The 22,426-nt window shown below is 70.1% G+C and carries 21 protein-coding genes; 14 read left to right on the top strand and 7 right to left on the bottom strand.

The window, feature by feature from the left end:
• Positions 1-37: 37 nt before the first annotated feature.
• Both AB0G04_RS38790 and AB0G04_RS38785 read right to left on the bottom strand, forming a co-directional pair.
• Entirely contained in the window at positions 38-1,225 is a 1,188-nt protein-coding gene (locus AB0G04_RS38790) for an MFS transporter (protein WP_360993889.1), read from the bottom strand.
• A gap of 176 nt (positions 1,226-1,401) precedes the next feature.
• Positions 1,402-2,337, bottom strand: coding sequence for a LysR family transcriptional regulator (locus tag AB0G04_RS38785; RefSeq protein WP_360993886.1), 936 nt, complete (start codon positions 2,335-2,337; stop codon positions 1,402-1,404).
• A 112-nt stretch (positions 2,338-2,449) separates the two neighbouring features.
• Between AB0G04_RS38785 and AB0G04_RS38780 the strand changes: the two genes are divergently transcribed.
• The 5 genes from AB0G04_RS38780 to AB0G04_RS38760 are packed head-to-tail and all read left to right on the top strand — an operon-like array spanning position 2,450 to position 7,544.
• Positions 2,450-3,568 carry an FAD-dependent monooxygenase gene (locus AB0G04_RS38780; RefSeq protein ID WP_360993883.1) on the top strand — a complete coding sequence of 373 codons (1,119 nt, stop codon included), beginning with the start codon at positions 2,450-2,452 and terminating at the stop codon, positions 3,566-3,568.
• A gap of 49 nt (positions 3,569-3,617) precedes the next feature.
• A complete protein-coding gene (locus AB0G04_RS38775; protein WP_360993880.1) occupies positions 3,618-4,559 on the top strand; it encodes a VOC family protein in 942 nt (313 codons plus the stop codon).
• Positions 4,556-5,476, top strand: a complete 921-nt coding sequence (locus tag AB0G04_RS38770; protein WP_360993877.1) for a fumarylacetoacetate hydrolase family protein — start codon at positions 4,556-4,558, stop codon at positions 5,474-5,476. Before AB0G04_RS38775 ends, AB0G04_RS38770 begins: the two co-directional genes overlap by 4 nt.
• Entirely contained in the window at positions 5,477-6,622 is a 1,146-nt protein-coding gene (locus AB0G04_RS38765) for an alpha/beta fold hydrolase (RefSeq protein WP_360993875.1), read from the top strand. It begins immediately after the preceding gene.
• Entirely contained in the window at positions 6,606-7,544 is a 939-nt protein-coding gene (locus tag AB0G04_RS38760; RefSeq protein ID WP_360993872.1) for a cyclase family protein, read from the top strand. The genes AB0G04_RS38765 and AB0G04_RS38760 overlap by 17 nt, the downstream gene beginning before the upstream one ends.
• A gap of 46 nt (positions 7,545-7,590) precedes the next feature.
• Here the strand turns inward: AB0G04_RS38760 and AB0G04_RS38755 are convergent, their stop codons facing one another.
• Positions 7,591-7,923, bottom strand: coding sequence for a DUF3817 domain-containing protein (locus AB0G04_RS38755; protein WP_360993870.1), 333 nt, complete (start codon positions 7,921-7,923; stop codon positions 7,591-7,593).
• 134 nt (positions 7,924-8,057) lie between these two features.
• On the opposite strand from AB0G04_RS38755, the gene AB0G04_RS38750 reads away from it, so the two are divergent.
• Positions 8,058-8,609 carry a hemerythrin domain-containing protein gene (locus AB0G04_RS38750; protein WP_360993867.1) on the top strand — a complete coding sequence of 184 codons (552 nt, stop codon included), beginning with the start codon at positions 8,058-8,060 and terminating at the stop codon, positions 8,607-8,609.
• Positions 8,610-8,857: 248 nt separating this feature from the next.
• Here the strand turns inward: AB0G04_RS38750 and AB0G04_RS38745 are convergent, their stop codons facing one another.
• On the bottom strand, positions 8,858-9,646 hold the full coding sequence (locus AB0G04_RS38745; RefSeq protein WP_360993865.1) for an SAM-dependent methyltransferase: 789 nt from the start codon (positions 9,644-9,646) through the stop codon (positions 8,858-8,860).
• 77 nt (positions 9,647-9,723) lie between these two features.
• Between AB0G04_RS38745 and AB0G04_RS38740 the strand changes: the two genes are divergently transcribed.
• Positions 9,724-12,021 (top strand): PAS domain S-box protein, encoded by a 2,298-nt coding sequence (locus AB0G04_RS38740; RefSeq protein ID WP_360993863.1) that lies wholly within the window; start codon positions 9,724-9,726, stop codon positions 12,019-12,021.
• A gap of 7 nt (positions 12,022-12,028) precedes the next feature.
• Here the strand turns inward: AB0G04_RS38740 and AB0G04_RS38735 are convergent, their stop codons facing one another.
• Positions 12,029-12,493: a hypothetical protein gene (locus AB0G04_RS38735; protein WP_360993861.1), complete on the bottom strand. Its 465-nt coding sequence runs from the start codon at positions 12,491-12,493 to the stop codon at positions 12,029-12,031.
• A 291-nt stretch (positions 12,494-12,784) separates the two neighbouring features.
• Between AB0G04_RS38735 and AB0G04_RS38730 the strand changes: the two genes are divergently transcribed.
• The 7 genes from AB0G04_RS38730 (at position 12,785) to AB0G04_RS38700 (ending at position 20,683) form a co-directional block, all read left to right on the top strand.
• Positions 12,785-13,786: a sporulation protein gene (locus tag AB0G04_RS38730; protein WP_360993858.1), complete on the top strand. Its 1,002-nt coding sequence runs from the start codon at positions 12,785-12,787 to the stop codon at positions 13,784-13,786.
• A 405-nt stretch (positions 13,787-14,191) separates the two neighbouring features.
• Positions 14,192-15,217, top strand: a complete 1,026-nt coding sequence (locus AB0G04_RS38725; protein WP_360993855.1) for an ABC transporter substrate-binding protein — start codon at positions 14,192-14,194, stop codon at positions 15,215-15,217.
• Entirely contained in the window at positions 15,214-16,014 is an 801-nt protein-coding gene (locus AB0G04_RS38720) for an ABC transporter ATP-binding protein (protein ID WP_360993852.1), read from the top strand. The genes AB0G04_RS38725 and AB0G04_RS38720 overlap by 4 nt, the downstream gene beginning before the upstream one ends.
• Positions 16,007-16,867, top strand: coding sequence for an ABC transporter permease (locus AB0G04_RS38715; RefSeq protein WP_360993849.1), 861 nt, complete (start codon positions 16,007-16,009; stop codon positions 16,865-16,867). Before AB0G04_RS38720 ends, AB0G04_RS38715 begins: the two co-directional genes overlap by 8 nt.
• Before the next feature lie 22 nt (positions 16,868-16,889).
• On the top strand, positions 16,890-17,786 hold the full coding sequence (locus AB0G04_RS38710; RefSeq protein ID WP_360993846.1) for a TauD/TfdA family dioxygenase: 897 nt from the start codon (positions 16,890-16,892) through the stop codon (positions 17,784-17,786).
• A complete protein-coding gene (locus AB0G04_RS38705) occupies positions 17,786-19,144 on the top strand; it encodes an LLM class flavin-dependent oxidoreductase (protein WP_360993843.1) in 1,359 nt (452 codons plus the stop codon). The genes AB0G04_RS38710 and AB0G04_RS38705 overlap by 1 nt, the downstream gene beginning before the upstream one ends.
• Before the next feature lie 180 nt (positions 19,145-19,324).
• A complete protein-coding gene (locus tag AB0G04_RS38700) occupies positions 19,325-20,683 on the top strand; it encodes an MFS transporter (protein WP_360993840.1) in 1,359 nt (452 codons plus the stop codon).
• Between the two features lie 143 nt (positions 20,684-20,826).
• On the opposite strand, the gene AB0G04_RS38695 is transcribed toward AB0G04_RS38700, so the two are convergent.
• Together AB0G04_RS38695 and AB0G04_RS38690 are read right to left on the bottom strand one after the other, a co-directional pair.
• A complete protein-coding gene (locus tag AB0G04_RS38695; RefSeq protein ID WP_360993837.1) occupies positions 20,827-21,420 on the bottom strand; it encodes a class I SAM-dependent methyltransferase in 594 nt (197 codons plus the stop codon).
• Entirely contained in the window at positions 21,417-22,022 is a 606-nt protein-coding gene (locus tag AB0G04_RS38690) for a hypothetical protein (RefSeq protein WP_360993834.1), read from the bottom strand. Before AB0G04_RS38690 ends, AB0G04_RS38695 begins: the two co-directional genes overlap by 4 nt.
• Positions 22,023-22,426 lie beyond the last annotated feature (404 nt).

Here is a 22,426-nt window from a genome sequence, read left to right as displayed (position 1 = left end):
TCCGGGCCGCGGGACACCACGCCGGAGTGGCGTGCCGTCAGTCGTGGGTGATGTTGAGCGGGGCGGCGCTGCGGGGGACCAGGGCGAGCGAGCCGACCGCCAGGATCGCGGCGACGATGCCGAGAACGCCGAGGGCCGGGCGCAGGCCACCGACCGCGCCGGCCATTCCCATGATCAGCACCGGTGAGAGGAACTGGCCGACGAACAGGGTCCCGGTCCAGAGTCCGGTGCCCCGGCCGCGTTCGGCGAACGTCAGCCCGTTGGTGGCCCACGTGACCAGCACGGGCAGCAGAAGGCCGGTGCCGGCGCCGGTGACGACCGCGCCCACGGTGATCACGGCGACGGAACCGCTGGACCAGATGATCAGGAATCCGGCGGCGGACAGGCCGAAGGCGATCGGCAGGAGCTCGCGCGGCGTACGACCGGAGAGTTTCGCGAATGATCCCGCGGCGATCGCCGTAGCCAGTGACATGAGGGCGCTCAGGGCGCCGATGGTGGCCGTGGCGGTGACGCCCGCCTCGTCGAGAACGAACGACAGTTCGACGATCAAAGCGTAGAAGATCACGCCCCCGGCCAGGGTGACCAGGCACGGCACCCGCAACCGGCGCCACGGGATGGGCGGGAGTTCACGCGTCGGCGAGCCGGGGGACGCCGGCTGCCAGATGAACAGCGCCATCGGTACGGCTAGCACGGCCGCCACCAGATAGAGCCAGAACGGCGTACGCCACCCGGACGAGCCGAGCGCCCCGCCGAGCCCGAGGAACACGGTCGCCGACACGGAGGCGAGCAACGTCTGCAGGCCGAGGTAGCGGCTGCGCTGCGGGCCGGACCAGTAGTCGGCGATCAGTGTCGTGCAGCACGTCATGATCGCTGCCTCGCAGAGTCCGACGAGGACCCGGCTGCCGATGATCGATCCGAGGGTGTCGAGGTAGAGCGGCGCGGTCCCGAAGATCGTGTACCCGGCCATCGCGATGATCAGCACCCGCTTGCGGTCGATCCGGTCGGCGATGAATCCGGCGAACGGTGCCGTGAGGCCGATGATCAGCGCCGGGACGGTGAGGACGATCGGCACCAGCACGTCGGCGCCGGGTACGCCGGCGAAGTGGTCGGTCATCTGCGGGAGGACGGGCGCGATCAGCACGGCGCCGAGCACGGACAGGCAGCTGCCGGCGAGCAGCAGGACGAGCTGCGGTAGTCCGGCTCGTCGCGTAAGAACTTCGGGCATGGAGGGCCCTTCATGAGAATGAGTCAGGGTTGCCGGTGGTCCAGGTCACACGCGGTGGCCCTGACTATGGGCGGACGGCCGTCATCAGCGGAAGAGGGTTCCGCTGATGACCGCCATAACCGCGGCTGATGAGCCGTACGCCGCACACGTTCCGCACGCCGGATCACCGGCCCGGGCTACGGCCGGTGGGTGGGGCGCAGTTCGGCGGCGGCGGAGACGAGCACGTCGCGCAGCCACATGTGGGCCGGGTCGTTGCGGTACAGCGGGTTCCACCAGAACGCCTCGGCGACCGGCACCACCTCGAACGGGCAGTCGAGCATCCGGATGCCGGCGACCGGGGCGACCAGCCGGGCCAGGCGTTCCTGCAGCAGCGCGACCCGGCGGGTGCCGGCGACCAGGAACGGCATCTGCGCGAACCCGTCGACGACGACCTCGACGCGGGCCTCGATGCCGAGCATCCGCAACTGCCGTGAGGCGGGGGCGAACGCGGTGGGCCGGTCGAAGATGACCACCCACGGCAGCTCGGCGAGCAGTTCCATGGTGAGCGTGTCACCGACGTCGGGATGGTCGCCGGAGACCACGCACACCCATCGGTCGCTGTAGAGGTCCAGGTACGGCAGCCCGGTGACGAATCCGTGCGGGATGATCAGCCCGTCGGCGCTGCGCAGCGTGTCGGCGGCGTGATCCACCGCGTACGGCGTCGTCTGCTGCAGCCGCAGCCGGGCGCCGGGTGCCTGGGCCGCGAACCGCCGGGCGATCAGCGGCCCGAGGATCGTCGCCGCGTAGTCGGAGCTGACGATCGTGAACTCCCGGTCCAGCCCGGTCGGGTCGAACTCGGCGGTGGCGTCGAAGACCCGGCGTACCCCGGCCAGGGCGGGTCCGGTGAGCGCGGCGACCCGGGTGGCGAGCGGAGTCAGGTCGTACCGGTTGCCGACCCGGACCAGCAGCTGATCGCCGAAGTGCCGGCGCAGCCGCCCGAGCGCCCCGCTCACCGCGGGCTGGCTGACCCCGAGCCGTTCGGCGGTGCGGGTCACGTTCCGTTCCCTGAGCAGGGTGTCCAGGGTGAGCAGCAGATTGAGATCGAGGTTAGCCAGCACCCGGTCGACCGCCATGGGCGTCACTATAAGCCACGCCTATGACCCCGATCACCAAGTCGAGGTTCCCTGATGGCCTTACCGCACGGGACAGTGGGACCCGTCACAGGGAAACAGGAAGGAAACCGCCGTGCCAGCAGTTCGTAATGTTCTGGTCGTCGGTGGCGGCGCCGCCGGTGCCGCCACGGCGATCCTGCTCGCCGAGGGCGGTGTCTCGGTCGACCTGGTCGACCTGAAACCCGATGTGGCGGCGCTCGGCTCCGGCATCACGCTGCAGGGCAACGCGCTGCGGGTGCTGCGGCAACTCGGGGTCTGGGAGCGGGTCAAGGCCGAGGGCTACGAGTTCGACACGCTCGGCCTGCGCGCCCCGGACCCGGCCGGCACGCTGATCGCCGAGCTCACCGACATCCGCACCGGCGGTCCGGACCTGCCCGCCACGCTGGGCATGTACCGGCCGGCACTCGCGAGGATCCTGATCGACCGGGCCACCGCGGTGGGCGCGAAGGTCCGGTTCGGGGTGACACCGGTGACGCTGGACGGCACGACCGTCACCTTCGACGACGGCTCGGCGGCCACGTACGACCTGGTGATCGGCGCTGACGGGCTCCGGTCGTGGACGCGCCGCCGGCTCGGCATCGGCGTCGAGCCGCAGCCGGTCGGCATGGGCATCTGGCGTACGTTCACGAAGCGGCCGGCGAGCGTGACCCGGACCGACCTGTACTACGGCGGGCCCGCCTACATCGCCGGGTACTGCCCGACCGGCGCGGACACCCTCTACGCGTATCTGGTCGAGGATGTGCGGGACCGGTCCGGCCTGTCGCCCGAGGAGGCGCTCGCCACGATGCGGGAGCTGGCCGGGGCGTACCACGGGCCGTGGGACGAGATTCGCGAGCAGCTCACCGACCCGGCCCGGGTCAACTACACCGCCTTCGAGAGCCACGTCATCGACGGCCCCTGGAACCGCGGCGCCGTCGTGCTGATCGGCGACGCCGCGCACAGCTGCCCGCCGACCCTCGCGCAGGGTGCCGCCCAGGCGCTCGAGGACGCGTCGGTACTGGCCGAACTCCTGCTGCGGGAGGACGCGCTCACCGACGACCTGTGGGGTGAGTTCACCGCCCGCCGCCTCGACCGTGCGAAGACGGTCGTCGAGGCCTCCCTGCAACTCGCCCGCTGGCAGCTCGCCCACGAGCGCGGCGACGTTCCCGGCCTGATGGCGCGGATCGCGCACCTCGTCGCCGAACCGGCCTGAGCGCCGCGCCCGCCTGAGCACCGCGCCCGCCTGAGCACAAGGAAGAGACATGAACGACGAACGACTGATCACCCACCTGCGCCACGTCGACCTGGCGGTGCCGGACTACGACCGGCAGCTGGAGTTCTACACGAACATGTGGGGCCTGGACGCCGAGACCACCGACGAGGGCCTCGCGTTCCTGGCCGCGGCCGGCTCGCCCGAGCAGTACTCGGTACGGCTCCGTCAGGCGGCGGAGAAGCGGCTCGACCTGATCGCCTTCGGCGCCGCGAACGAGGCCGATGTGAACGCCCTGGCCGAACGACTCGGGCGCGCCGGGGTCACGCTCGTCAACGAGCCGGATCAACTGCGGACCCCGGGCGGCGGGTACGGCTTCCGCTTCTTCGACATCGACGGCCGTACCGTCGAGGTGTCGTCCGGCGTGGCCGTCCGGCAGCACCGCAAGCTGGAGGAGGGAGAGTCAGTCCCGGTCAAGCTCTCGCACGTGGTGATCAACTCGCCGAACCCGGAGGCGACCGTCGCCTTCTACGACCAGCACCTCAACTTCGCGCTCTCGGACACCCTGATGCACCCGCGGATGGGATCGATGATGTGGTTCCTGCGGACCAACCGCTGGCACCACAGCCTGGCGATCGCCCGCGGCCCGCACGTCTCGCTGCACCACGCGTCGTTCGAGATGCGCGGCATCGACGAGTACATGCGGGGCACCGGGCGGCTGCTGCGCGGCGGCATCGAGAAGGTGTGGGGCCCCGGCCGGCACATGGCCGGGAACAACACTTTCAGTTACTTCCTCGACCCGCACGGCAACACCGTCGAGTACACCACCGAGCTCGAGGAGCTGGACGAGGACACCTGGCACCCGCACCTGTACGACTTCTCCGACCCCACGGTGAGTGACCAGTGGGGGACGGCGAACCCGATGAACGAGTTCGTCGCCAAGCAGTCGTTCAACGACGTCGACCGCGGCATCTTCGTCGCCCCGCCGGTATGAGACTGGCGACGTTCCGGCACGAGGGCCGGGAACGAACGGGCCGGATCGACGGGGACCTGGTGCATCCGTTCACCGGTGACCCCACCATGCTGGAGATCATCGGCGGCGCGGAGACCGTGACCGCGGCGGCCGTGCCGCTCTCCGCGGTGCGCCTGCTCGCGCCCCTCCGACCGGCCTCGTTCCGGGACTTCGTCGCGTTCGAGGAACACGTCGACGGTGTCCGCCGTAGCGTGGACGGCACCGCCGGCGTACCGGAGGCCTGGTACGACGCGCCCACCTTCTACTTCACCAACCCGCATGCGATCTACGGCCCGGACGACGACATCCCGTTCCCGGCCGCGTCGGTGGCCCGCGACTTCGAGCTGGAGGTCGCCGCGGTCGCCGGTCCCGGCCGGAGCGTCTTCGGTTACACCGTCTTCAACGACTGGTCGGCCCGCGACCTGCAGAGCCGTGAGATGCAGGTACGGCTCGGCCCGGCCAAGGGCAAGGACTTCGCGAGCAGCATCGGCCCGTGGATCGTCACGGCCGACGAACTGGAGCACGCCAAGGACTCCGACGGCTTCCTCGACCTGTGGTGCACGGCCGCGGTCAACGGCGTGGAGGTCGGCCGCGATCTGCTCGGCAACATGGGCTGGACGTTCGAGACGATGATCGCGTACGCCGCCCGGGACTCCGTGGTGCAGCCCGGTGACCTGCTGGGATCCGGCACCGTCGGCAACGGCGGCTGTCTCGCCGAGCTGTGGGGCCGTAACGGCGAGCGGACTCCGCCGCCGCTCCGCGACGGCGACGTGGTGACGCTGACCGTCGAGGGCATCGGCAGCCTGAAGAACCGCGTGACCTCCGCACCTCCCACCGACGATCTTCCCCGCGTCCGGCGCCGTGACGCCGCACGGGCGCGAGCAGAAAGGCAGCACTGAATGTTCGAGTACTTCCCGGGCAACTACGTCTGGAACCTGGGCGTCGTCGCCACCCTGAACAGCGGCGGCCTGATCGACGAGGTGGACCGCGCGTGCCGCCCGATCAGGGAACTGGCCACCCGGGGTGCCGACGTCGGCACCAGGGAGTTCATGGCGTCGTGGGCCGCCGTGGCGGAGGACCTGGCATCCCAGGCGGCCGCCGACGAGGCCGCCGGGCACCCGCGCACCGCCGGGCAGAAGTATCAGCGGGCCACCAACTATCTGGCGCAGGCCGAGCGGATGCAGAGCGCCAAGTCGCCCGACCGGAAAGCGTTCTACCAGCGGCTCCTCGACCTTCAGCAGAAGGCGTTCGACAGAATCGACCCGGCGACCACGCGGGTGGCGATCCCGTTCGAAGGGGCGCTGCTGCCGGCGTACTTCAAGAAGGCACCGGTTGACGGGCCGGCGCCGGTGATCATCCTGTGGAACGGGCTCGACTCCACCAAGGAGCACATGTACGCCTCCGGGTTCGCGCACGAGCTGGCAGCCCGCGGTATCCACACGCTGATGGTCGACTGCCCCGGCAGTGGGGAGGCGCTGCGCTTCCACGACCTCAGATCCCGGGTCGAGACCGAGGACTGGGCCGCGGCCTGCGTCGACTACCTGCTCACCCGCGACGACGTCGACGCCGGGAAGATCGGGCTGACCGGCTGGTCGCTCGGTGGCTACTACGCACCCCGGGCGGCCGCGTTCGAGAAGCGGCTCGCGCTCTGCGTCGCCTGGGGAGCGAACCACGACTGGGGTGCGGTGCAGAAGCGCCGGCTGGAGCGCGAGGGGGAGAACCCGGTGCCGCACTACTGGGACCACGTGCTCTGGGTGTGGGGCGAGAACGACCTGGACACGTTCATCAAGAAGGCCGAGGCGGTCAACCTCGACGGCGTCGTCGAGCAGATCACCGTGCCGTTCCTGATCTGTCACGGCGAGAACGACCGGCAGATCCCGCTGCGGTACGCGCACCGCTCCTACGAGCAGGCCGTCAACTCACCCCGGCGCGAGCTGCGGATCTTCACGGCGGAGGAGGGCGGGGCCGAGCACATCGGGCTCGACCACTTCGCGCACGTCCAGGCGTACATCGCCGACTGGGTTCTCGATGTTTTCCAGAAGTGACCCCGAGGGTGCCATCGCCGCGGCCGCGAAGCGGTGCTCCAACTGGGGGCGGTGGGGTGCTGACGACGTACGCGGCACCATGAACTTCCTGACCCCGGACAAGCGGAGGCAGGCTGCATCGCTGGTGCGGCGCGGAGTCTCGTTCTCGCTGTCGCAGTCGTTCGACGCGAACGGCCCGCAGAAGGGCTGGCGCCGCCGGACCAACCCGGTGCACACCATGCTGGACACCGGCACCGACGCGGCCGCCGGGATCCAGGGCTTCCCGCACGGCATCGGCGGCGCCGACGACGTCATCGCCATGCCGCTGCAGTGCTCCACCCAGTGGGACGGGCTGGGCCACATCTTCGACCACGGGATGGCCTGGAACGGCCGGCCCGCGGGGGAGGTGGTGACCAGCCTCGGCGACGCGGTGACCGGCATCGAGACGGTCGCCGACGTGATCGCCGGCCGCGGGGTGCTGCTCGACTTCGGGGACCTGCCGGACGGCTTCGCCATCACCGAGGAGCATCTCGTCACGCTTGCCGCGCGGCAGGGCGTCGAGATCGGCCGGGGCGACATCGTCCTGGTCCGCACGGGACAGCTGGCCCGGGCCCGGCGCGACGGGTGGGGCGACTACGCCGGGGGACCGGCTCCCGGGCTGTCGTTCACCACCGCCGACTGGCTGCGCCGCACCGAGATCGCCGCGATCGCCACCGACACCTGGGGTTTCGAGGTGCGGCCCAACGAGTTCGACGACGCGTTCCAGCCGCTGCACCAGGTGGCGATCCCGCACATCGGGTTGTTCCTGGGCGAGATGTGGGACCTGGACGCCCTGGCGGCGGACTGCGCGAAGGACGGTGTCTTCGAGTTCTGGCTGACCGCGGCCCCGCTGCCGATCACCGGCGCGGTCGGTTCTCCGGTCAACCCGATCGCCGTCAAATGAGCGATGGGGGCGTACCCGTGGGCACGCCCCCATCGACCGGCGGAACTCAAGCGGTGGCGGCCGCCGGTTCCGCCGCCGGACGGCGCCTGGCCACCCAGCGTTCGAAGATCAGCGTGGTGAGCGGCGGGATGGAGGCGGCCAGCCCGAACAGCGTCCGCCACAGCGACCAGCGCTCCGCCCACGCCACCCACAGCGTCGCGGCCAGGTAGGCGATGAACAGGGCGCCGTGCAGCCGGCCGAACAGCCACACGCCCGCCTCGGTGGTCTCCGTGACGTACTTCAGGAACATCCCGACCAGCAGCCCGGTCCACGAGAACGCCTCGGCGATCGCGGTGATCCTGAAGATCCGGAACGGTTGCACCGTGCTCTCACCCCGCATGGCTCTCACCCCGCATGGCTCTCCCCTCACATGGTCCTCCCGCAGCGTACGGCCGGGAAGATGTGCGTTTCCTGAAGGATGATCCGCCCGTTTTGGGGTATCCCGCCCCATGTCGGAAAGATCAAGGGGGAATCGTGCCGGACATCGTGGAGATCATCAAAGAGCAGCACCGCCAGGTCGAAGACCTGCTGGCCCGGGCCGAGGAGGGTGGTGACGACCTCGCGTCCCTGATGGAGGAGGTCGCCCGGCTGCTCCTGCCGCACTCCGAGGCCGAGGAGGCCTTCGTCTACCCGGCGATCCGGGATCTGGCGGCCGAGGAGGGCGACGAGGTCAAGGACGGTGTGGTCGAGCACCACCAGGTCGAGGAGATGCTGAAGAACCTGCTGCGCGGCAACCCGGACGACCCCGGCTACGACGGCACGGTCGCCGCGATCGCCGGAGAGCTGCGGCACCACGTGCAGGAAGAGGAGGAAGACCTCCTGCCGATCCTCGCCGAGCGTCTCGACGATGCGCAGCGTGAGGAGATGGGCCGCCGGTTCGCCGAGGCGACCACCGGCTCGCTGCCGGATGAGGCGGACCACGCGGCCACCCGCCGGGAGCTCTACGAGAAGGCCAAGGAGCAGGACATCGCCGGGCGTTCCCGGATGAGCAAGCAGGAACTGGCGGAGGCGGTCGGCGAATCCTGATCTCCGGCCGGATACTGGTCAGGTGGGCGAGCCTCGACCGGAGCGGATGCGCCCGTGCCGCCGCTGCGGCCACCCGACGCGGGTGGAGCGCATGGTGCAGGGGTACGGGCGCAACTGTGCCGCCATTCTCGGACTGATCGGCGGCACGATAGACACCGGCCATTCCGGCCCGGATCTGCTGGACCTGATCGAGGTCGAGCCGGAGGACAGCTGCGACGGCTTCGACCGGCCCGCGGACTCCGGGATCGCTATCGCTCGCCGACGCCGGCCAGGGTCAGGTATCGGGCCGGGTCGCTGACCGGCTCGGAGTCCGGGCGCCACTGCGGCCCGTGGACGAGGCCCGGCTCGACCAGCCGCCACCCGTCGAAGAACCCGGCCACCCGGGCGGCGTCGCGGGGCACCAGAGGCGTGCCGGTGCGGTTGTAGAGGTCGGTCACCCGTTCCACCTGCTCGGGCGCGCTGCTAGGGGTCAGGTGCGAGACGGCCAGCACGCTGCCGGGCGCCGCGGCGTCCCGGTAGGCGGCCAGTGCCGCGTCGAGGGCCGGCCCGTCCGGCAGGAAGTGCAGCACCGCGATCATCAGGATCCCGACCGGCCGGCTGAGGTCGAGCAGGTCGCGGACCTCGGGAGCGTCCAGGACCAGCGCCGGTTGCTGCAGATCGCCGTGCACCACCGCGGTGCGCGGGTCGTCACCGATCAGGTGCCGGCCGTAGAGCACGGCGGTGGGGTCCACGTCGACGTAGACGACCCGCGCGTCCGGCGCCTCGCTCTGCGCCACCTCGTGCACGTTCTGCTCGGTCGGGATACCGGAGCCCAGGTCAAGGAACTGGCGGATACCGCGGGCGGTCGCGTACCGGACGGCTCGTCGCAGGAAGGCCCGATTGGCGCGGGCGATCAGCGGCGTATCGGGCACCAACTCGACGGCGCGGGCGGCAACGGCTCGGTCGGCGTCGAAGTTGTGGGTGCCGCCGAGGTAGGCGTCGTAGATGCGGGCCGCGCTGGGCCGGTTCGGGTCGATCGGCGGGTAGGTGGTACTCACGCCACGCCCTTTTCCCGAATCTCCCAACCTCATACCGAAATATCGGTACAGAAGTACTTTAGGGGTGGGAGGCACAGGTGGAGTCAACCGGGATCCCGGGGCTGCTGATCGACTCCGCCCCGGACGCGATCATCGTGAGCCGGTCGGACGGCGTCATCACCGTGGCCAACCGCCGTGCCCACGACATGTTCGGATACACCGGTGAAAAGCTGGTCGGCCGGCCCGTCGACGACCTGGTACCCGGGGACGTGCGCCACCGGCACCGGGGGCACCGCGAGGCCTACCTCTCCGGCATCCATCAGCCCCTCCGGCGCCTGCCGCTGCGTGGCCTGCGCCGCGACGGCAGCGTCTTCCCGGTCGAGATCTCGCTGGCCGTGACGGCCGCGCCGGACGGCGAGACGTACGTGACCGCGGTCCTGCGCGACGACACGGCCCAGCGGGAGGCCGCCCGTACCCGCTCCCTGCTCGCCTCGATCGTGCAGTCCTCGCACGACGCGATCATGACCACCGACCTGGACGGCCGGGTGCTGTCCTGGAACCCCGGTGCCGAGGCTCTCTTCGGCCACCCGGCCTCGGACATCATCGGCCGGCACATCGACGGGATCGTCCCGCCCGAGCGGCGTTCCGACGAGGAGCAGGTCCGCATGCTGGTCCGTCTCGGCGGCCGGGTGGACCGGTACCGCAGCATCCGGGTCGACGCCAAGGGCGACACCGTCGCGGTCTCCGCACTGGTCTCACCACTGCTGGACGAGCGCGGCCGCATCGTCGGCACCACCACGATCTGCCGCGACATCAGCGACCGCGAACGGGCCGAGGCACGGGTGCAGGCGATCCTCAACGCCGCCCCGGACGCGATGCTCGGCGTCTCCGAGTCCGGCGAGGTGGTGCTGGTCAACGCCGAGGCCGAGCGCCTGTTCGGGCATCCCCGGTACGACCTGCTGCACATGCCGGTGCGGCTGCTGCTGCCCGACGGCCTGCCCGCGGTCTCGGCCGTGCTGCGTACCGGCGGCGACACCACACCGCTGGACTCGGAGCGGACCGCCGACGGCGCCGACCAGCGGTGGGCCACCCGCCGGGCGATCCGGCGGGGCGGTGCCGAGATCTCGGTCGACATCGCGTGCAGTTCCCTGCACACCGACAGCGGCGTGGTGATCGTGGCGGTGGTCCGGGACATCACCGAGCGGCTGGCCGCCGAGGAGGAACGCCGCCGGCTGCACGAGGAGGCCGACAAGCAACGACTGGAGGCCCGGATGCAGCAGGCGCAGCGTCTGGAGAGTCTGGGACAGCTGGCCGGCGGAATCGCCCACGACTTCAACAACCTGCTCGCGGTGATCCTGAACTACGCGTCGTTCATCGTCGAGGACGCCGCCGGGACGCCGGCGGCCGCCGATGCCGAGCAGATCGCCCGCGCCGCCCGCCGCGGCAGCGACCTGACCCATCAACTGCTCGCCTTCGCCCGCCGGGAGGTGATCCGCCCCCGGCCGCTCAACCTGAACACGGTGGTCACCGAGGTGCACCAGATGCTGGAGCGGTCGCTGGGTGAGCACATCACGCTGACGGTGCGCACCACGGCCGGCCTGCCGTCGGTGATGGCCGACCCCGGCCAGCTGGAACAGGTGCTGGTCAACCTGGCCGTCAACGCCCGTGACGCGATGCCCACCGGCGGCCGTCTCACCATCGACACCGCGCCGGTCAAGGTCGACGCCGAGCACGCCGCGGGGCGGGCCGGCCTGCCGCTCGGCCGCTACGTGCGGCTGCGCGTGTCGGACACCGGCACCGGAATGCCGAAGGAAGTGATCGACAAGGCGTTCGAGCCGTTCTTCACCACCAAACCGAGCGGCCAGGGCACCGGACTGGGCCTGGCCACCGTCTACGGCATCATCACCCAGGCCGGCGGGACTGTGCAGATCTACTCCGAGCCCGGCATCGGCACCACGTTCACGCTGCTGCTGCCGGCGACCGACGTCGAGGAGTACCGGAACGCGCCGGAGGACTCGGTGGCCGGCCTCACCGGCCACGGCGCGACCGTGCTGGTGGTCGAGGACGAGGACGCGCTGCGCGAGGTGACGTCCCGGATCCTGCGGCGCGGTGGCTACACCGTACTGGCCGCCGGCGGCGGTGAGGAGGCTCTCCGGCTGGCCGCCGAGAATGCCGTCGACGTGCTGCTCACCGACGTGATCATGCCCAACATGCTGGGTAAGGACCTTGCCGACGCGGTCCGGTCCCGGTGGCCCGGCACCAAGGTTCTTTTCATGTCCGGGTACGCCCAGCCGGTCCTCACCACGCACGGCACCCTCGCGGCCGACGTCCACCTGCTGGAGAAGCCGTTCACCAGCGCCGAACTGATGCGCGCCCTGCACGACGAGCTGCAGTAGGAGCGGCTCACCCGCCGGCGTTCAGCACGAATCCGACGCAACCGCAGATCACCAGGGTGACCGCCACCGCCAGCAGCGCGGCGGCCGCGACGGCGCCCGGGTAGCGCTGCGGCGGAGTGCCGAGAGCTCCGGGCAGGAACGACAGCAGCGGAGCCCGGTACTCCAGTTCGACGGTCCGGCCGGGCACCGCCACGACGGTGGTCTCGGCGGCGCCGATCCGGGACGGGAACAGGTACGGCAGGTGGACGTGCACGTGGTGCTCGCCGAGGTTGACCGACTGCACGACGCGGCCCCAGTACGCCGGGATGCTCTCGCCGTCGATCTCCAGCACCGGGGTGCAGAGCCCGAGAATGAACGCGAACGGCGCGAACCGCAGGGTCACCGCGATCGCCGACCCGTCGCTGTGGCGCGACGTGTCGACCGGCGGGAACCCGGGCGAGGAGGGCCGATACGGCGGAGCGATGGTGGCCATGGCCCCGGCAGAATATGCCCGGCGCGGACCACGGCGGAAGAGCCGCTGTCCTGAGTGGATGGCATCGGGCCACGGCCGGGAGCACCTTCCCGCCGGTCGCGGCCCTGGAATGTCCGGGCCGCGCGACTTCGTTCAGGCGGAATTCCCGCGACAGACCCCGCGACCGCCTCCATGACCTTGCACGATCGTCGTACCGTCTGTTGTTGGATGGCGCGCGACCAGCGCTTTCTCAGCGTTCATACAGCGGGCGTTGCTAGTTTCGCGAGGCACATCATCTAGCGGGAGAACATCGTGGTCTTCAAGAAGTTGCTCGGTGCCCTCGGCGTGGGCGGGCCGAGCGTCGACACTGTGCTGTCGAACCCGAGCACCTATCCGGGCGCTGCGCTGACCGGCAATGTCAACCTCGTCGGCGGCACGCAGGACGCGAACATCGAGCACGTCACCCTCGGTCTCGTGACCCGGATGGAGGTGGAGGGTGGCGGCGGTGACTACTCCGCCGTCGCCGACTTCCTGCGGGTCCCGGTCACCGGTCCGATGCGTCTGGCCCCCGGTCAGCAGCTGTCGATCCCGTTCCGCATCGACATGCCGTGGGAGACGCCGATCACCACCGTCTACGGGCAGACCCTGCGCGGCATGGTGATGGGCGTGCGCACCGAGCTGGCCATCGCCCGGGCGATCGACAAGGGCGACCTCGACGCGGTGCACGTGCACCCGCTGCCGATCCATCAGCGCATCCTCGACGCGTTCGCCCAGCTGGGTTTCCGCTTCAAGTCCGCCGACCTGGAGTACGGCCAGATCTACGGCGTCCACCAGACGCTGCCGTTCTACCAGGAGATCGAGTACTTCCCGCCCCAGCAGTACGCCGGCGCCATCAACGAGGTCGAGCTGACCTTCGTGACCAGCCCGCACCAGGTCGAGGTGGTGCTGGAGTTCGACAAGCGCGGCGGTCTGTTCACCCAGGGCCACGACACGTACAGCCGCTACACCGTCTCGCACGCCGACGCCGACACCACCGACTGGCGTCAGGTCGTCGACGGCTGGGTCCGCCAGGCGGTGGACAAGCGCAAGTCGATGCCGGGCTTCGGCCACCCGCAGCCGGGTTACGGTCACCCGCAGCCGGGTTACGGTCATCCGCAGCAGGGATACGGTCACCACGGCCACTACCGGCGCGGTCACCACGGCTCGGGAATGGGCGGTGCGGCGATGGGCGTCGCGGGCGGCTTGGCGGCCGGTTACGTGGCGGGCGAGGCGATCGACGAGATCGGTGACGCCTTCGAGGGCTTCGACGAGTAAAGAGGCAGTTCACAAGGGCGAGGGCTTCGGCTCTCGCCCTTTTTCGTGCGCCAATCTCTACTCACTCTATGGGAAATGTATGTGTCGTGGCTCACAAAGTGGCTGACGTAGCGTGCACGGCGACTTACGTTGCTGACATGAACCGGAGCAAGCGTCTGACGCGGCGCCGCTTCGTCGACTACCTCCGGGTGTGTACCTGCGCCTGTTGAGTCCGACGGCGAAGCCCGCCGCCCGCACCAGCAGCCACCGCCGGGCATCGTCGCCCGGCCCTTCCAGGCACCCCTGACTGAATCCGCCGGCCCGCATGCCGGCGCACTGATTCCTGCCTAAGAGCGCCGACGGCCCAACGCGGCCGTCCGGCCGATGACACACACCCCGCGGCCGAATCCTCCGAGGAGTTCCGAGATGACAACCCGCAGATCCGCCATAGCCGCCGCCCTGGCCGGGGTCCTGGCCGTCACGACGCTCGCCGCCTGCGGTGGATCCGACGAACCGGCCGCACCCGGCGAGCAGGTCAAGGAGCTGCGCTACCAGGGCAACGTCGGCGCGGTGAGCCTGCCGGAGCTCGCCGCCGACCTCGGCTACCTCGGCGACCTCAAACTCGACTGGATCGGCAACACGATCAGCGGCCCTCAGGACATTCAGGCCGCCACCACCGGCGACACCGACTTCGGCGGCGCGTTCAACGGCGCGATCGTCAAGCTCGCCTCCTCGGGTGCTCCGATCACCGCGGTGATCGGCTACTACGGCGTCGACGACGTCAACTTCAACGGCTTCTACGTCCTCGACGACAGCCCGATCAAGAGCGCCCGCGACCTGATCGGCAAGAAGATCGGCGTCAACACGCTCGGCGCCCACTCCGAGGCCATCACCAAGACGTACCTGGCCAAGGCAGGTCTCACCGACGACGAGATCAAGCAGGTCGAGCTGATCGTCGTACCCCCGGTCAACACCGAACAGTCCCTGCGGGCCGGCCAGATCGACGTCGCCGCCCTCGGCGGGACACTGCGCGACAAGGCGCTCGAACGCGGAGGCATCCACCCGCTGTACACCGACTACGACCTGCTCGGAAAGTTCACCGCCGGCAGCTACATCTTCCGCGACGACTTCATCAGGAAGAACCCGGACACCGTGAAGACCTTCGTCTCCGGCGTCGGCAAGGCCATCGAATGGTCCCGCACCACCCCGCGCGAGCAGGTCATCGCAAAACTCCAGGAGATCATCAAGAAGCGGGGCCGCGACGAGGACGACAGCCAGACCAAGTTCTGGAAGAGCTACGGCGTCAACGGCAAGGGCGGCGTCATCGAGGAGCGCGAGTTCACCACCTGGATCGAGTGGCTGGACCGGTCCGGCGAGCTGAAGAAGGACATCAAGGCCGGCGACATCTACAGCAACGACTACAACGCGTACGCCACCGGCGGTGCCGCATGACCGCCAAGATCCGCTTCGAGAACGTCGGCAAGACCTTCCAGGCCCGCGGCCGTACGGTCGTCGCGCTGCAGGACATCAATCTGGACGTACGCGACGGCGAGTTCCTGGTCATCGTCGGCCCCAGCGGCTGCGGCAAGTCCACCCTGCTCGACCTGCTCGGCGGTCTCAGCGAGATCTCCAGCGGCCGGATCCTGGTCGACGGCAAGCCGGTCACCGGCCCCGGCCTGGACCGCGGCATCGTCTTCCAGCAGTACGCGCTGCTGCCGTGGCGCACCGCCCAGGGCAACGTCGAGTTCGGTCTCGAAGCCAAGGGCGTCGGCCGCCGCGAACGTACCGAGAGGGCCCGTGAATACCTCGACCTGGTCGGACTGACCGGCTTCCACGACCGCTACCCGCACGAACTCTCCGGCGGCATGAAGCAGCGCGTGGCGATCGCCCGCAGCCTGGCGTACGACCCGGAGGTGCTGCTCATGGACGAGCCGTTCGCGGCACTGGACGCGCAGACCCGCGACGGCCTGCAGGACGAACTGCTGCGGATCTGGGAGAAGACCGGCAAGACGATCGTCTTCATCACCCACGGCATCGAGGAGGCCGTCTACCTCGGCCAGCGGGTCGCCGTCCTGACCTCCCGGCCCGGCCGGATCAAGCAGGTCGTGGACGTGCCGATCGACGCCCGGTCGGCCACCGAGGACCTGCGTTCCGATCCGGAGTTCACCCATTACCGGCATGAGATCTGGAGCCTGCTGCGCGACGAGGTCGACCGCGCCCGCAATGAGGAGTTGAAGATCAATGTCTAGCACGATCGAGCTGCAGAACACCGCCGTTGCCCCGCTGCTGACCACCCGGGCGGAACCGGTCGTCGCCGTCCGTGGACCCGGCGTGGTCCGCCGGGCCGGCCACATCCTGGGCGCGGTCGCCACCCGTACCGTCGCCATCGGGATCCTGGCCGCCGTCTGGGAGATCTTCCCGAGGCTCGGCCTGGTCGACGCGACCTTCCTGCCGCCGCTGTCCGAGGTCCTGGTCGCCTGGTGGGACCTGGCGATCTCCGGTCAGCTGTGGAGCCACACCGAGGCCAGCCTGACCCGCTCGGCGGCCGGCTTCGGGCTCGCGATCCTCGTCGCCGTGCCGCTCGGCCTGCTGATCGGCTGGTACAGCCCGGTCGCCAACCTGCTGAACCCGCTGCTCGAGGTGTTCCGCAACACCGCGGCCCTGGCCATCCTGCCGGTCTTCGTGCTGATCCTGGGACTCGGCGAAACCTCCAAGATCTCGATCATCCTGTACGGCTGCACGTGGCCGATCCTGCTGAACACGGTGAGCGGCGTCCGTACCGTCGATCCGCTCCTGATCAAATCGGCCCGATCGCTGGGCCTGGGACCGCTCCGGCTCTTCCAGAAGGTCGTCCTGCCCGCCGCGGTGCCGACCATCTTCACCGGGATCCGGCTCGCCGGCGCCGCCTCGATCCTGATCCTGATCGCCGCCGAGATGGTCGGCGCCAAGGCCGGCCTCGGCTACCTCATCAACTACGCGCAGTACAACTTCGCGGTCCCCGACATGTACGCCGGGATCATCACGATCTCCGCGATCGGCCTGCTGGTGAACCAGCTCCTCATCGTCACCGAGCGCCGCTTCTCGACCTGGCGCACCAACTGATTCCGTTAGAGAGGACCGACAAATGAGCATCGACATCACGCGCATCGGTGGCCGGATCGGAGCCGAGATCTCCGGCGTCGACCTTCGCGGCCCGGTGGACGACGTCACCGCCAAGGAGATCCACGAGGCACTGGTCGAGCACAAGGTGCTCGTCTTCCGCGGCCAGCACCTCGACGACGAGCAGCACCAGCGCTTCGCGTCGATCTTCGGCCCGCTCACCCTGGCGCACCCGACCGTCCCGTCCGTCGACGGCCAGGCCAACGTGCTCGAGGTGGCCGGCGGGGAGGGCGCCCGCGCCAACGCCTGGCACACCGACGTCACGTTCGTGGTCGCGCCGCCCAAGGCCACCACGCTGCGCAGCCTCGTCATCCCGCCGTACGGCGGCGACACCCTGTTCTCCAACACCGCCGCCGCCTACGCCGACCTGCCCGAGCACCTGCGCGTCCTGGCCGACCGGCTGTGGGCCGAACACTCCAACGAGTACGACTACGCCGAGCACCCGCAGTTCCGCTCCACCGAGGTCGAGGAGTACCAGAAGGTCTTCGCCTCCACCCGCTACCGCACCGCGCACCCGGTGGTCCGCGTCAACCCCGACTCGGGCGTGCCGAACCTGTTCATCGGCAACTTCGTCACCGGCATCATCGGCCTGTCCAGGACCGAGGGCCGCGACATCCTGCGGCTGCTGCAGCATTACGTGACCCGCCCGGAGAACACCCTGCGCCACAAGTGGCAGGTCGGTGACATCGTCGTCTGGGACAACCGGTCCACCCAGCACTACGCCGCCGACGACTACGGCGACCTGGCCCGCAAACTGCACCGCGTCACCGTCGCCGGCGACGTCCCGGTCGGTGTCAGCGGCGAGAAGTCGCGGATCCTCGAGGGCGACGAGGCCACCCACTACACCCCGCAGGTGCAGTGATGGGTTCTTTCACAAACCGGCCGGGGCAGCTGCACCTCAACGCGTTCCTGATGAGCGTCGGGCACCACGAGGCCTCCTGGCGGCTGCCGGAGAGCGACCCGTACGCCGACCTCGACGTCGAACACTTCAAGAACCTCGCCCGGATCGCCGAGCGCGGCAAGCTCGACTCTCTCTTCCTGGCCGACGGGCCGGTTCTCTGGGACCAGGTCGGCCGCCGCCCGTCCGGCGTGCTCGAACCGACCCTGCTGCTCACCGCCCTGGCCGGGGCGACGTCACGGATCGGGCTGATCGCCACCGCGTCGACCACCTACAACGAGCCGTACAACCTGGCCCGCCGCTTCGGATCGCTGGACATCATCAGCGGTGGCCGGGCCGGCTGGAACATCGTCACCACGGCCGGGCTCGACGCGGCCCGCAACTTCAACCTCGACCACCTGCCCGCCCACAAGGAGCGCTACGAGCGGGCCGCCGAGTTCGTCGACGTGTCCCTCAAGCTCTGGGACTCCTGGGACGACGACGTCATCGTCGCCGACAAGGAGAGCGGGGTCTGGGGCGACGACACCAGGATCTACCCGCCGCGGCACAAGGGGCACTACTACTCGGTCGCCGGGGCACTCAACGTCCCGCGCTCCGAGCAGGGTCACCCCGTGCTCGTCCAGGCCGGCTCGTCGGAGAACGGCCGCAACTTCGCCGCCAAGTACGCGGAAGCCGTCTTCACCGCCCACCAGACACTCGCCGACGCGCAGGAGTTCTACGACGACCTCAAGCGCCGGACCGCCGAGTTCGGCCGCGACCCGGACCACATCAAGATCCTGCCGGGCATCGTGCCGATCATCGGCCGGACCGTCGCCGAGGCGCAGGCGCTGGCGGCGGAACTGGAGCGGCTGATCCGCCCCGAGTACGCGCTCGCCCATCTCGCCGACCTCCTCGGCATCGACGCGTCGGAACTGTCGCTCGACGCGCCGCTGCCGGCGAACCTGCCGGAGGAGGCACAGATCGAGGGCGCCAAGAGCCGGCGCACCCTGGTCGTCAACCTCGGCCGCCGGGAGAACCTCACGGTCCGCGAGCTGATCGCGCGCCTCGGCGGCGGCCGTGGTCACCTCACCTTCACCGGCACCGCGGTCCAGGTCGCCGACACGATCGAGCAGTGGTACTCCGGCGGCGCCGCTGACGGCTTCAACATCATGGCGCCGGTTCTGCCGTCCGGGCTCGAAGCCTTCGTCGACCAGGTCGTACCGATCCTGCAGGAACGCGGCCGCTTCCGCACCGAGTACACCGGCCGCACGCTGCGCGAACACTACGGTCTGCCACGCCCGGCCAACCGCAACACGGTCCGCGACGCGGTCCCCGTCGCATAACGGGCCCCCGGACCCCCGCCTGTCCGCAGACCCCGGCCGTCCGTCGGTCCCGGCCGTCCGCGACAGCCGGGGGGTTCGGGGTTGGGCAGCACGGGACGCCAGGCGGGTGGTGCCATCGCGGGACTGTGCGGGTGCGGTTGTGGTGGTGGTGGCTCGTACCGGAAGAAAGGTCCTGATCTTTTGAATCGCCCCGGGACGGCCGCGCTCGGCGGACTCTGCCTCGCCACCACCGCCTACTCGGTCCTGCAGTCGCTCGTCGTCCCGGCGCTCGGCGTGTTCCAGCGCGAACTCGGCACCACACCGTCCGGCGCCGGCTGGTTGCTCACCGCCTTCCTGCTGAGCGCGTCGATCTCCACACCGGTGCTCGGCCGGCTCGCCGACGCCTACGGCAAACGCCGCATCCTGCTCGTCGCCCTGACCGCGATGAGTCTCGGCGCCCTCACCTCCGCCATCGCCTCGACCCTTCCCGTCATGGTCGCCGGACGAGTCGTGCAGGGCCTCGGCGGCGCCGTCTTCCCGCTCTGCTTCGCCCTGGTCAGGGACCATCTACCAGCCGAACGACGTCCGCGCGCCTTCGTGGTCATATCGACTGTGATGAGCGTCGGTGGTGCCGCCGGAACCATCACGGCCGGCCCCGTCCTCACCCTGCTGTCCTCGCGCTGGCTGTTTCTGATCCCCGCGCTGGTCTCCGCCCTCGCGATCATTCCGGTGGTTCTGCTCCTGCCGCCGCCGCGGCCCACTGCCATCAACACCACCATCGATTGGTACGGGGCCGCGCTGCTCTCCACCTGGCTCGGACTCCTGCTCCTCGCCATCAGCCGGTTCCCCGGCACCGGCTGGTCCTGGCCCCTGATCGCCGTCGCCGTCCTCGCCCCGCTCTGGTGGCGTGGCCAGCGCCGCGCCGCGCAACCGCTCATCGACCTGCGCACCCTCGCGCTGCCCACGGTCCGCGCCACCAACGCCGCCACACTCCTGCTCGGCTTCGGCATGTTCGGTTCGTGGATGGTGATCCCGCTGCTGATCGTCGACCGGTTCGCGGTCACGCCCACCGTCGTAGGCCTCGCGATGCTGCCCACCGCCATCGGCAATCTGCTGGTCATGCCGGTGAACCAGCGGCTCACCGCCCGGCAGGGCCCGCGCGCCGCACTCGCCGCCGGCATCGGTGCCGCGGGACTGTCCTACCTCGGCCTCGCCGTCCGGCACGACACGCTCCTGCAGGTCTGCCTAGGCATCCTCGTCATGGGCGCCGGCATCGGCCTCGCCTTCAGCGCCGTCGGAGCCCTCGTGGTCGAGGCGGTCCCGAGCGAACAGACCGGTGTCTCGGCCGCCGTCAACACCGTCATGCGTACGGTCGGCGGCAGCCTCGGCACCGCGGTCGGCGGCTCGGTGCTCACCTGGTCATCGGGCAATTCGTCCTATGTGACCGTGTTGCTCCTCTACGCCGCCGCCCTGGCCGGCGCCCTGCTCTGTGCCCTGCGGGTACCCCGCCCGGTCACCGTCGCCGGCGAGCCAGCCGCAGCTCCGACAGGTACCGCTTGACGATCCGGCCGCCGAACCCGTCGTCGATCAACCGGCCGATCGCGTCCAGCAGCCGCTCTCTCGGCTCAGCCGGCAACGACCGGGTCGAGGAGTAGGTGAGCAGCAGATCCAGGTACTCCGCCGTGCGGTACGTGGCGTCCCACTCATACCGGTGAACACCGGCGCCTCGAACTCCGCCGACGCCAGCACCTTCGCGTCGTCGAGCGGACCTCCTCGGCCCGCGGCTGCCGGAACCCAGGCTGCGCCGACGGATCCCACCGCTCGTAGTGCTCCTGCGCCCGGACGAAGAACTCGCCGGTGCCGCCCGCGACATGATGGGTCGACACCGTGGCCAGCAGTCCGCCGGGCCGCAGCGCCGCCGCCGACCGGGACACCCGGACCGCCGGATCGACCCAGTGGAACGCCGTCGCCGCGAACACCACGTCGAACGGTTCCGCCGGCAGCGGCCACTCCTCGAACACCGCCGTCACCACCTCGACCCGCGGGAACGACGTCAGGTTGCGGCGGGCCACCCCGGCCAGGGCAGGGCCCAGTTCCACGGCCGTGACCCGGTAGCCGCGCTCTGCCAGCGGCAGAGTCGCCTTGCCGGTGCCCGGACCGATCTCCAGCACCGACGCCGGAGGCAGCGCGCCCGCAGCGGCGAGATCGTCGAAGATCGCGGACGGGTAGCCGGGGCGGGCCCGGTCGTACCGCTCCGCCTCAAGGTCGAAAACGCCCCGGAGTCCGATACCGTTCACAGCTCGGCCGGGGCGGTCCGGCGCCTGGCCTCCGTCACATCCGCCATCAACTGATCCCACTTCTCGTCCGGGCGGAACCGGGCCAGCCGGATGCTCTTCTCCGCCCGCGCCGACGTGTACTCCCACCAGGCCGCCACCCGCACCGGCCACAAACCGACCCGGACCGCGCCGGCGAGGAAGCAACGATGCGCGAGCAGAGTGGCCGCCAGCATCTCCGGTTCCAGCTCCACCTGCGGATCGTCGATGGCCCGGCCCAGCGCGCGGACGTCCCGGTGCATCTCCGAGTACCCGATCATGCCCGGCATCGCCGGAACCAGCAGCTCATCCTCCGGATCAACCAGATCATCGGCGTACGCGGGCGCGAAGACCACGTCATCGACGGTGAAGATGAGCGGCAGTGACTCGCGCTTGCGCTTGATGTCGACCTGCACGGCGGGAGCCCCGGTCGGCACCATCACCTCATAGGCGTCGAGCACGTCCCGGAACAGAATCCGTGCGGTGTCCCCGATCGCCGGCACCTGGACCGTCACCACACCGGGAGCCGCGCTCACCTGAGTACCGGGAATCTCGCTGATCAGGTCGGCCAGCTCATCAGTGCGCATGCGTCCGTTATAGGCCCTCGGCGCACTCCCGGCAGCCCCTCCTCGCGTCCTCGCGTCCTCGCGTCCTCGCGTCCTCGCGTCCTCGCGTCCTCGCGTCCTCGCGTCCTCGCGTCCACGCGTCCACGCGTCCACGCGTGAGGATGGCTGGGGCTGAGGGATGCCGACCGTACCCGGAACAGGTAGTTGGGCCGCTATTCCTGGGGTACGGCTGGCAGGTCAGGGCGGCTTCTGAGTCGCCTGATCTGAGTAGTTTGCCGGATATTTCGGTGTGACGGGCGTCGCGGGACCCCGGTTTGGCGTTGCTGAGAGGGACGAGTAATGTTTACCGAGCCGCCAGGGAGACGGGCGAGCGAGCGGGACCGTTGATCGGGCCCGGCGCGGCCGTCCTGGAGGAACCTCAGACA

Origin of the sequence: Actinoplanes sp. NPDC023801 (assembly GCF_040639655.1) — a bacterium.
Classification (GTDB): domain Bacteria; phylum Actinomycetota; class Actinomycetes; order Mycobacteriales; family Micromonosporaceae; genus Actinoplanes.
The sequence above is the reverse complement of the archived record's forward strand: the minus strand, read 5'-3'. Positions and strand labels throughout refer to the sequence as shown.

What these genes read in the sequence shown, in the direction of transcription:
- AB0G04_RS38790 (WP_360993889.1), bottom strand. Translation starts at nt 1,225, where the DNA reads ATGCCCGAAGTTCTTACGCGACGAGCCGGACTACCGCAGCTCGTCCTG.
- AB0G04_RS38785 (WP_360993886.1), bottom strand. Translation starts at nt 2,337, where the DNA reads ATGGCGGTCGACCGGGTGCTGGCTAACCTCGATCTCAATCTGCTGCTC.
- AB0G04_RS38775 (WP_360993880.1), top strand. Translation starts at nt 3,618, where the DNA reads ATGAACGACGAACGACTGATCACCCACCTGCGCCACGTCGACCTGGCG.
- AB0G04_RS38770 (WP_360993877.1), top strand. Translation starts at nt 4,556, where the DNA reads ATGAGACTGGCGACGTTCCGGCACGAGGGCCGGGAACGAACGGGCCGG.
- AB0G04_RS38765 (WP_360993875.1), top strand. Translation starts at nt 5,477, where the DNA reads ATGTTCGAGTACTTCCCGGGCAACTACGTCTGGAACCTGGGCGTCGTC.
- AB0G04_RS38760 (WP_360993872.1), top strand. Translation starts at nt 6,606, where the DNA reads ATGTTTTCCAGAAGTGACCCCGAGGGTGCCATCGCCGCGGCCGCGAAG.
- AB0G04_RS38755 (WP_360993870.1), bottom strand. Translation starts at nt 7,923, where the DNA reads ATGCGGGGTGAGAGCACGGTGCAACCGTTCCGGATCTTCAGGATCACC.
- AB0G04_RS38735 (WP_360993861.1), bottom strand. Translation starts at nt 12,493, where the DNA reads ATGGCCACCATCGCTCCGCCGTATCGGCCCTCCTCGCCCGGGTTCCCG.
- AB0G04_RS38725 (WP_360993855.1), top strand. Translation starts at nt 14,192, where the DNA reads ATGACAACCCGCAGATCCGCCATAGCCGCCGCCCTGGCCGGGGTCCTG.
- AB0G04_RS38720 (WP_360993852.1), top strand. Translation starts at nt 15,214, where the DNA reads ATGACCGCCAAGATCCGCTTCGAGAACGTCGGCAAGACCTTCCAGGCC.
- AB0G04_RS38715 (WP_360993849.1), top strand. Translation starts at nt 16,007, where the DNA reads ATGTCTAGCACGATCGAGCTGCAGAACACCGCCGTTGCCCCGCTGCTG.
- AB0G04_RS38710 (WP_360993846.1), top strand. Translation starts at nt 16,890, where the DNA reads ATGAGCATCGACATCACGCGCATCGGTGGCCGGATCGGAGCCGAGATC.
- AB0G04_RS38705 (WP_360993843.1), top strand. Translation starts at nt 17,786, where the DNA reads ATGGGTTCTTTCACAAACCGGCCGGGGCAGCTGCACCTCAACGCGTTC.
- AB0G04_RS38690 (WP_360993834.1), bottom strand. Translation starts at nt 22,022, where the DNA reads ATGCGCACTGATGAGCTGGCCGACCTGATCAGCGAGATTCCCGGTACT.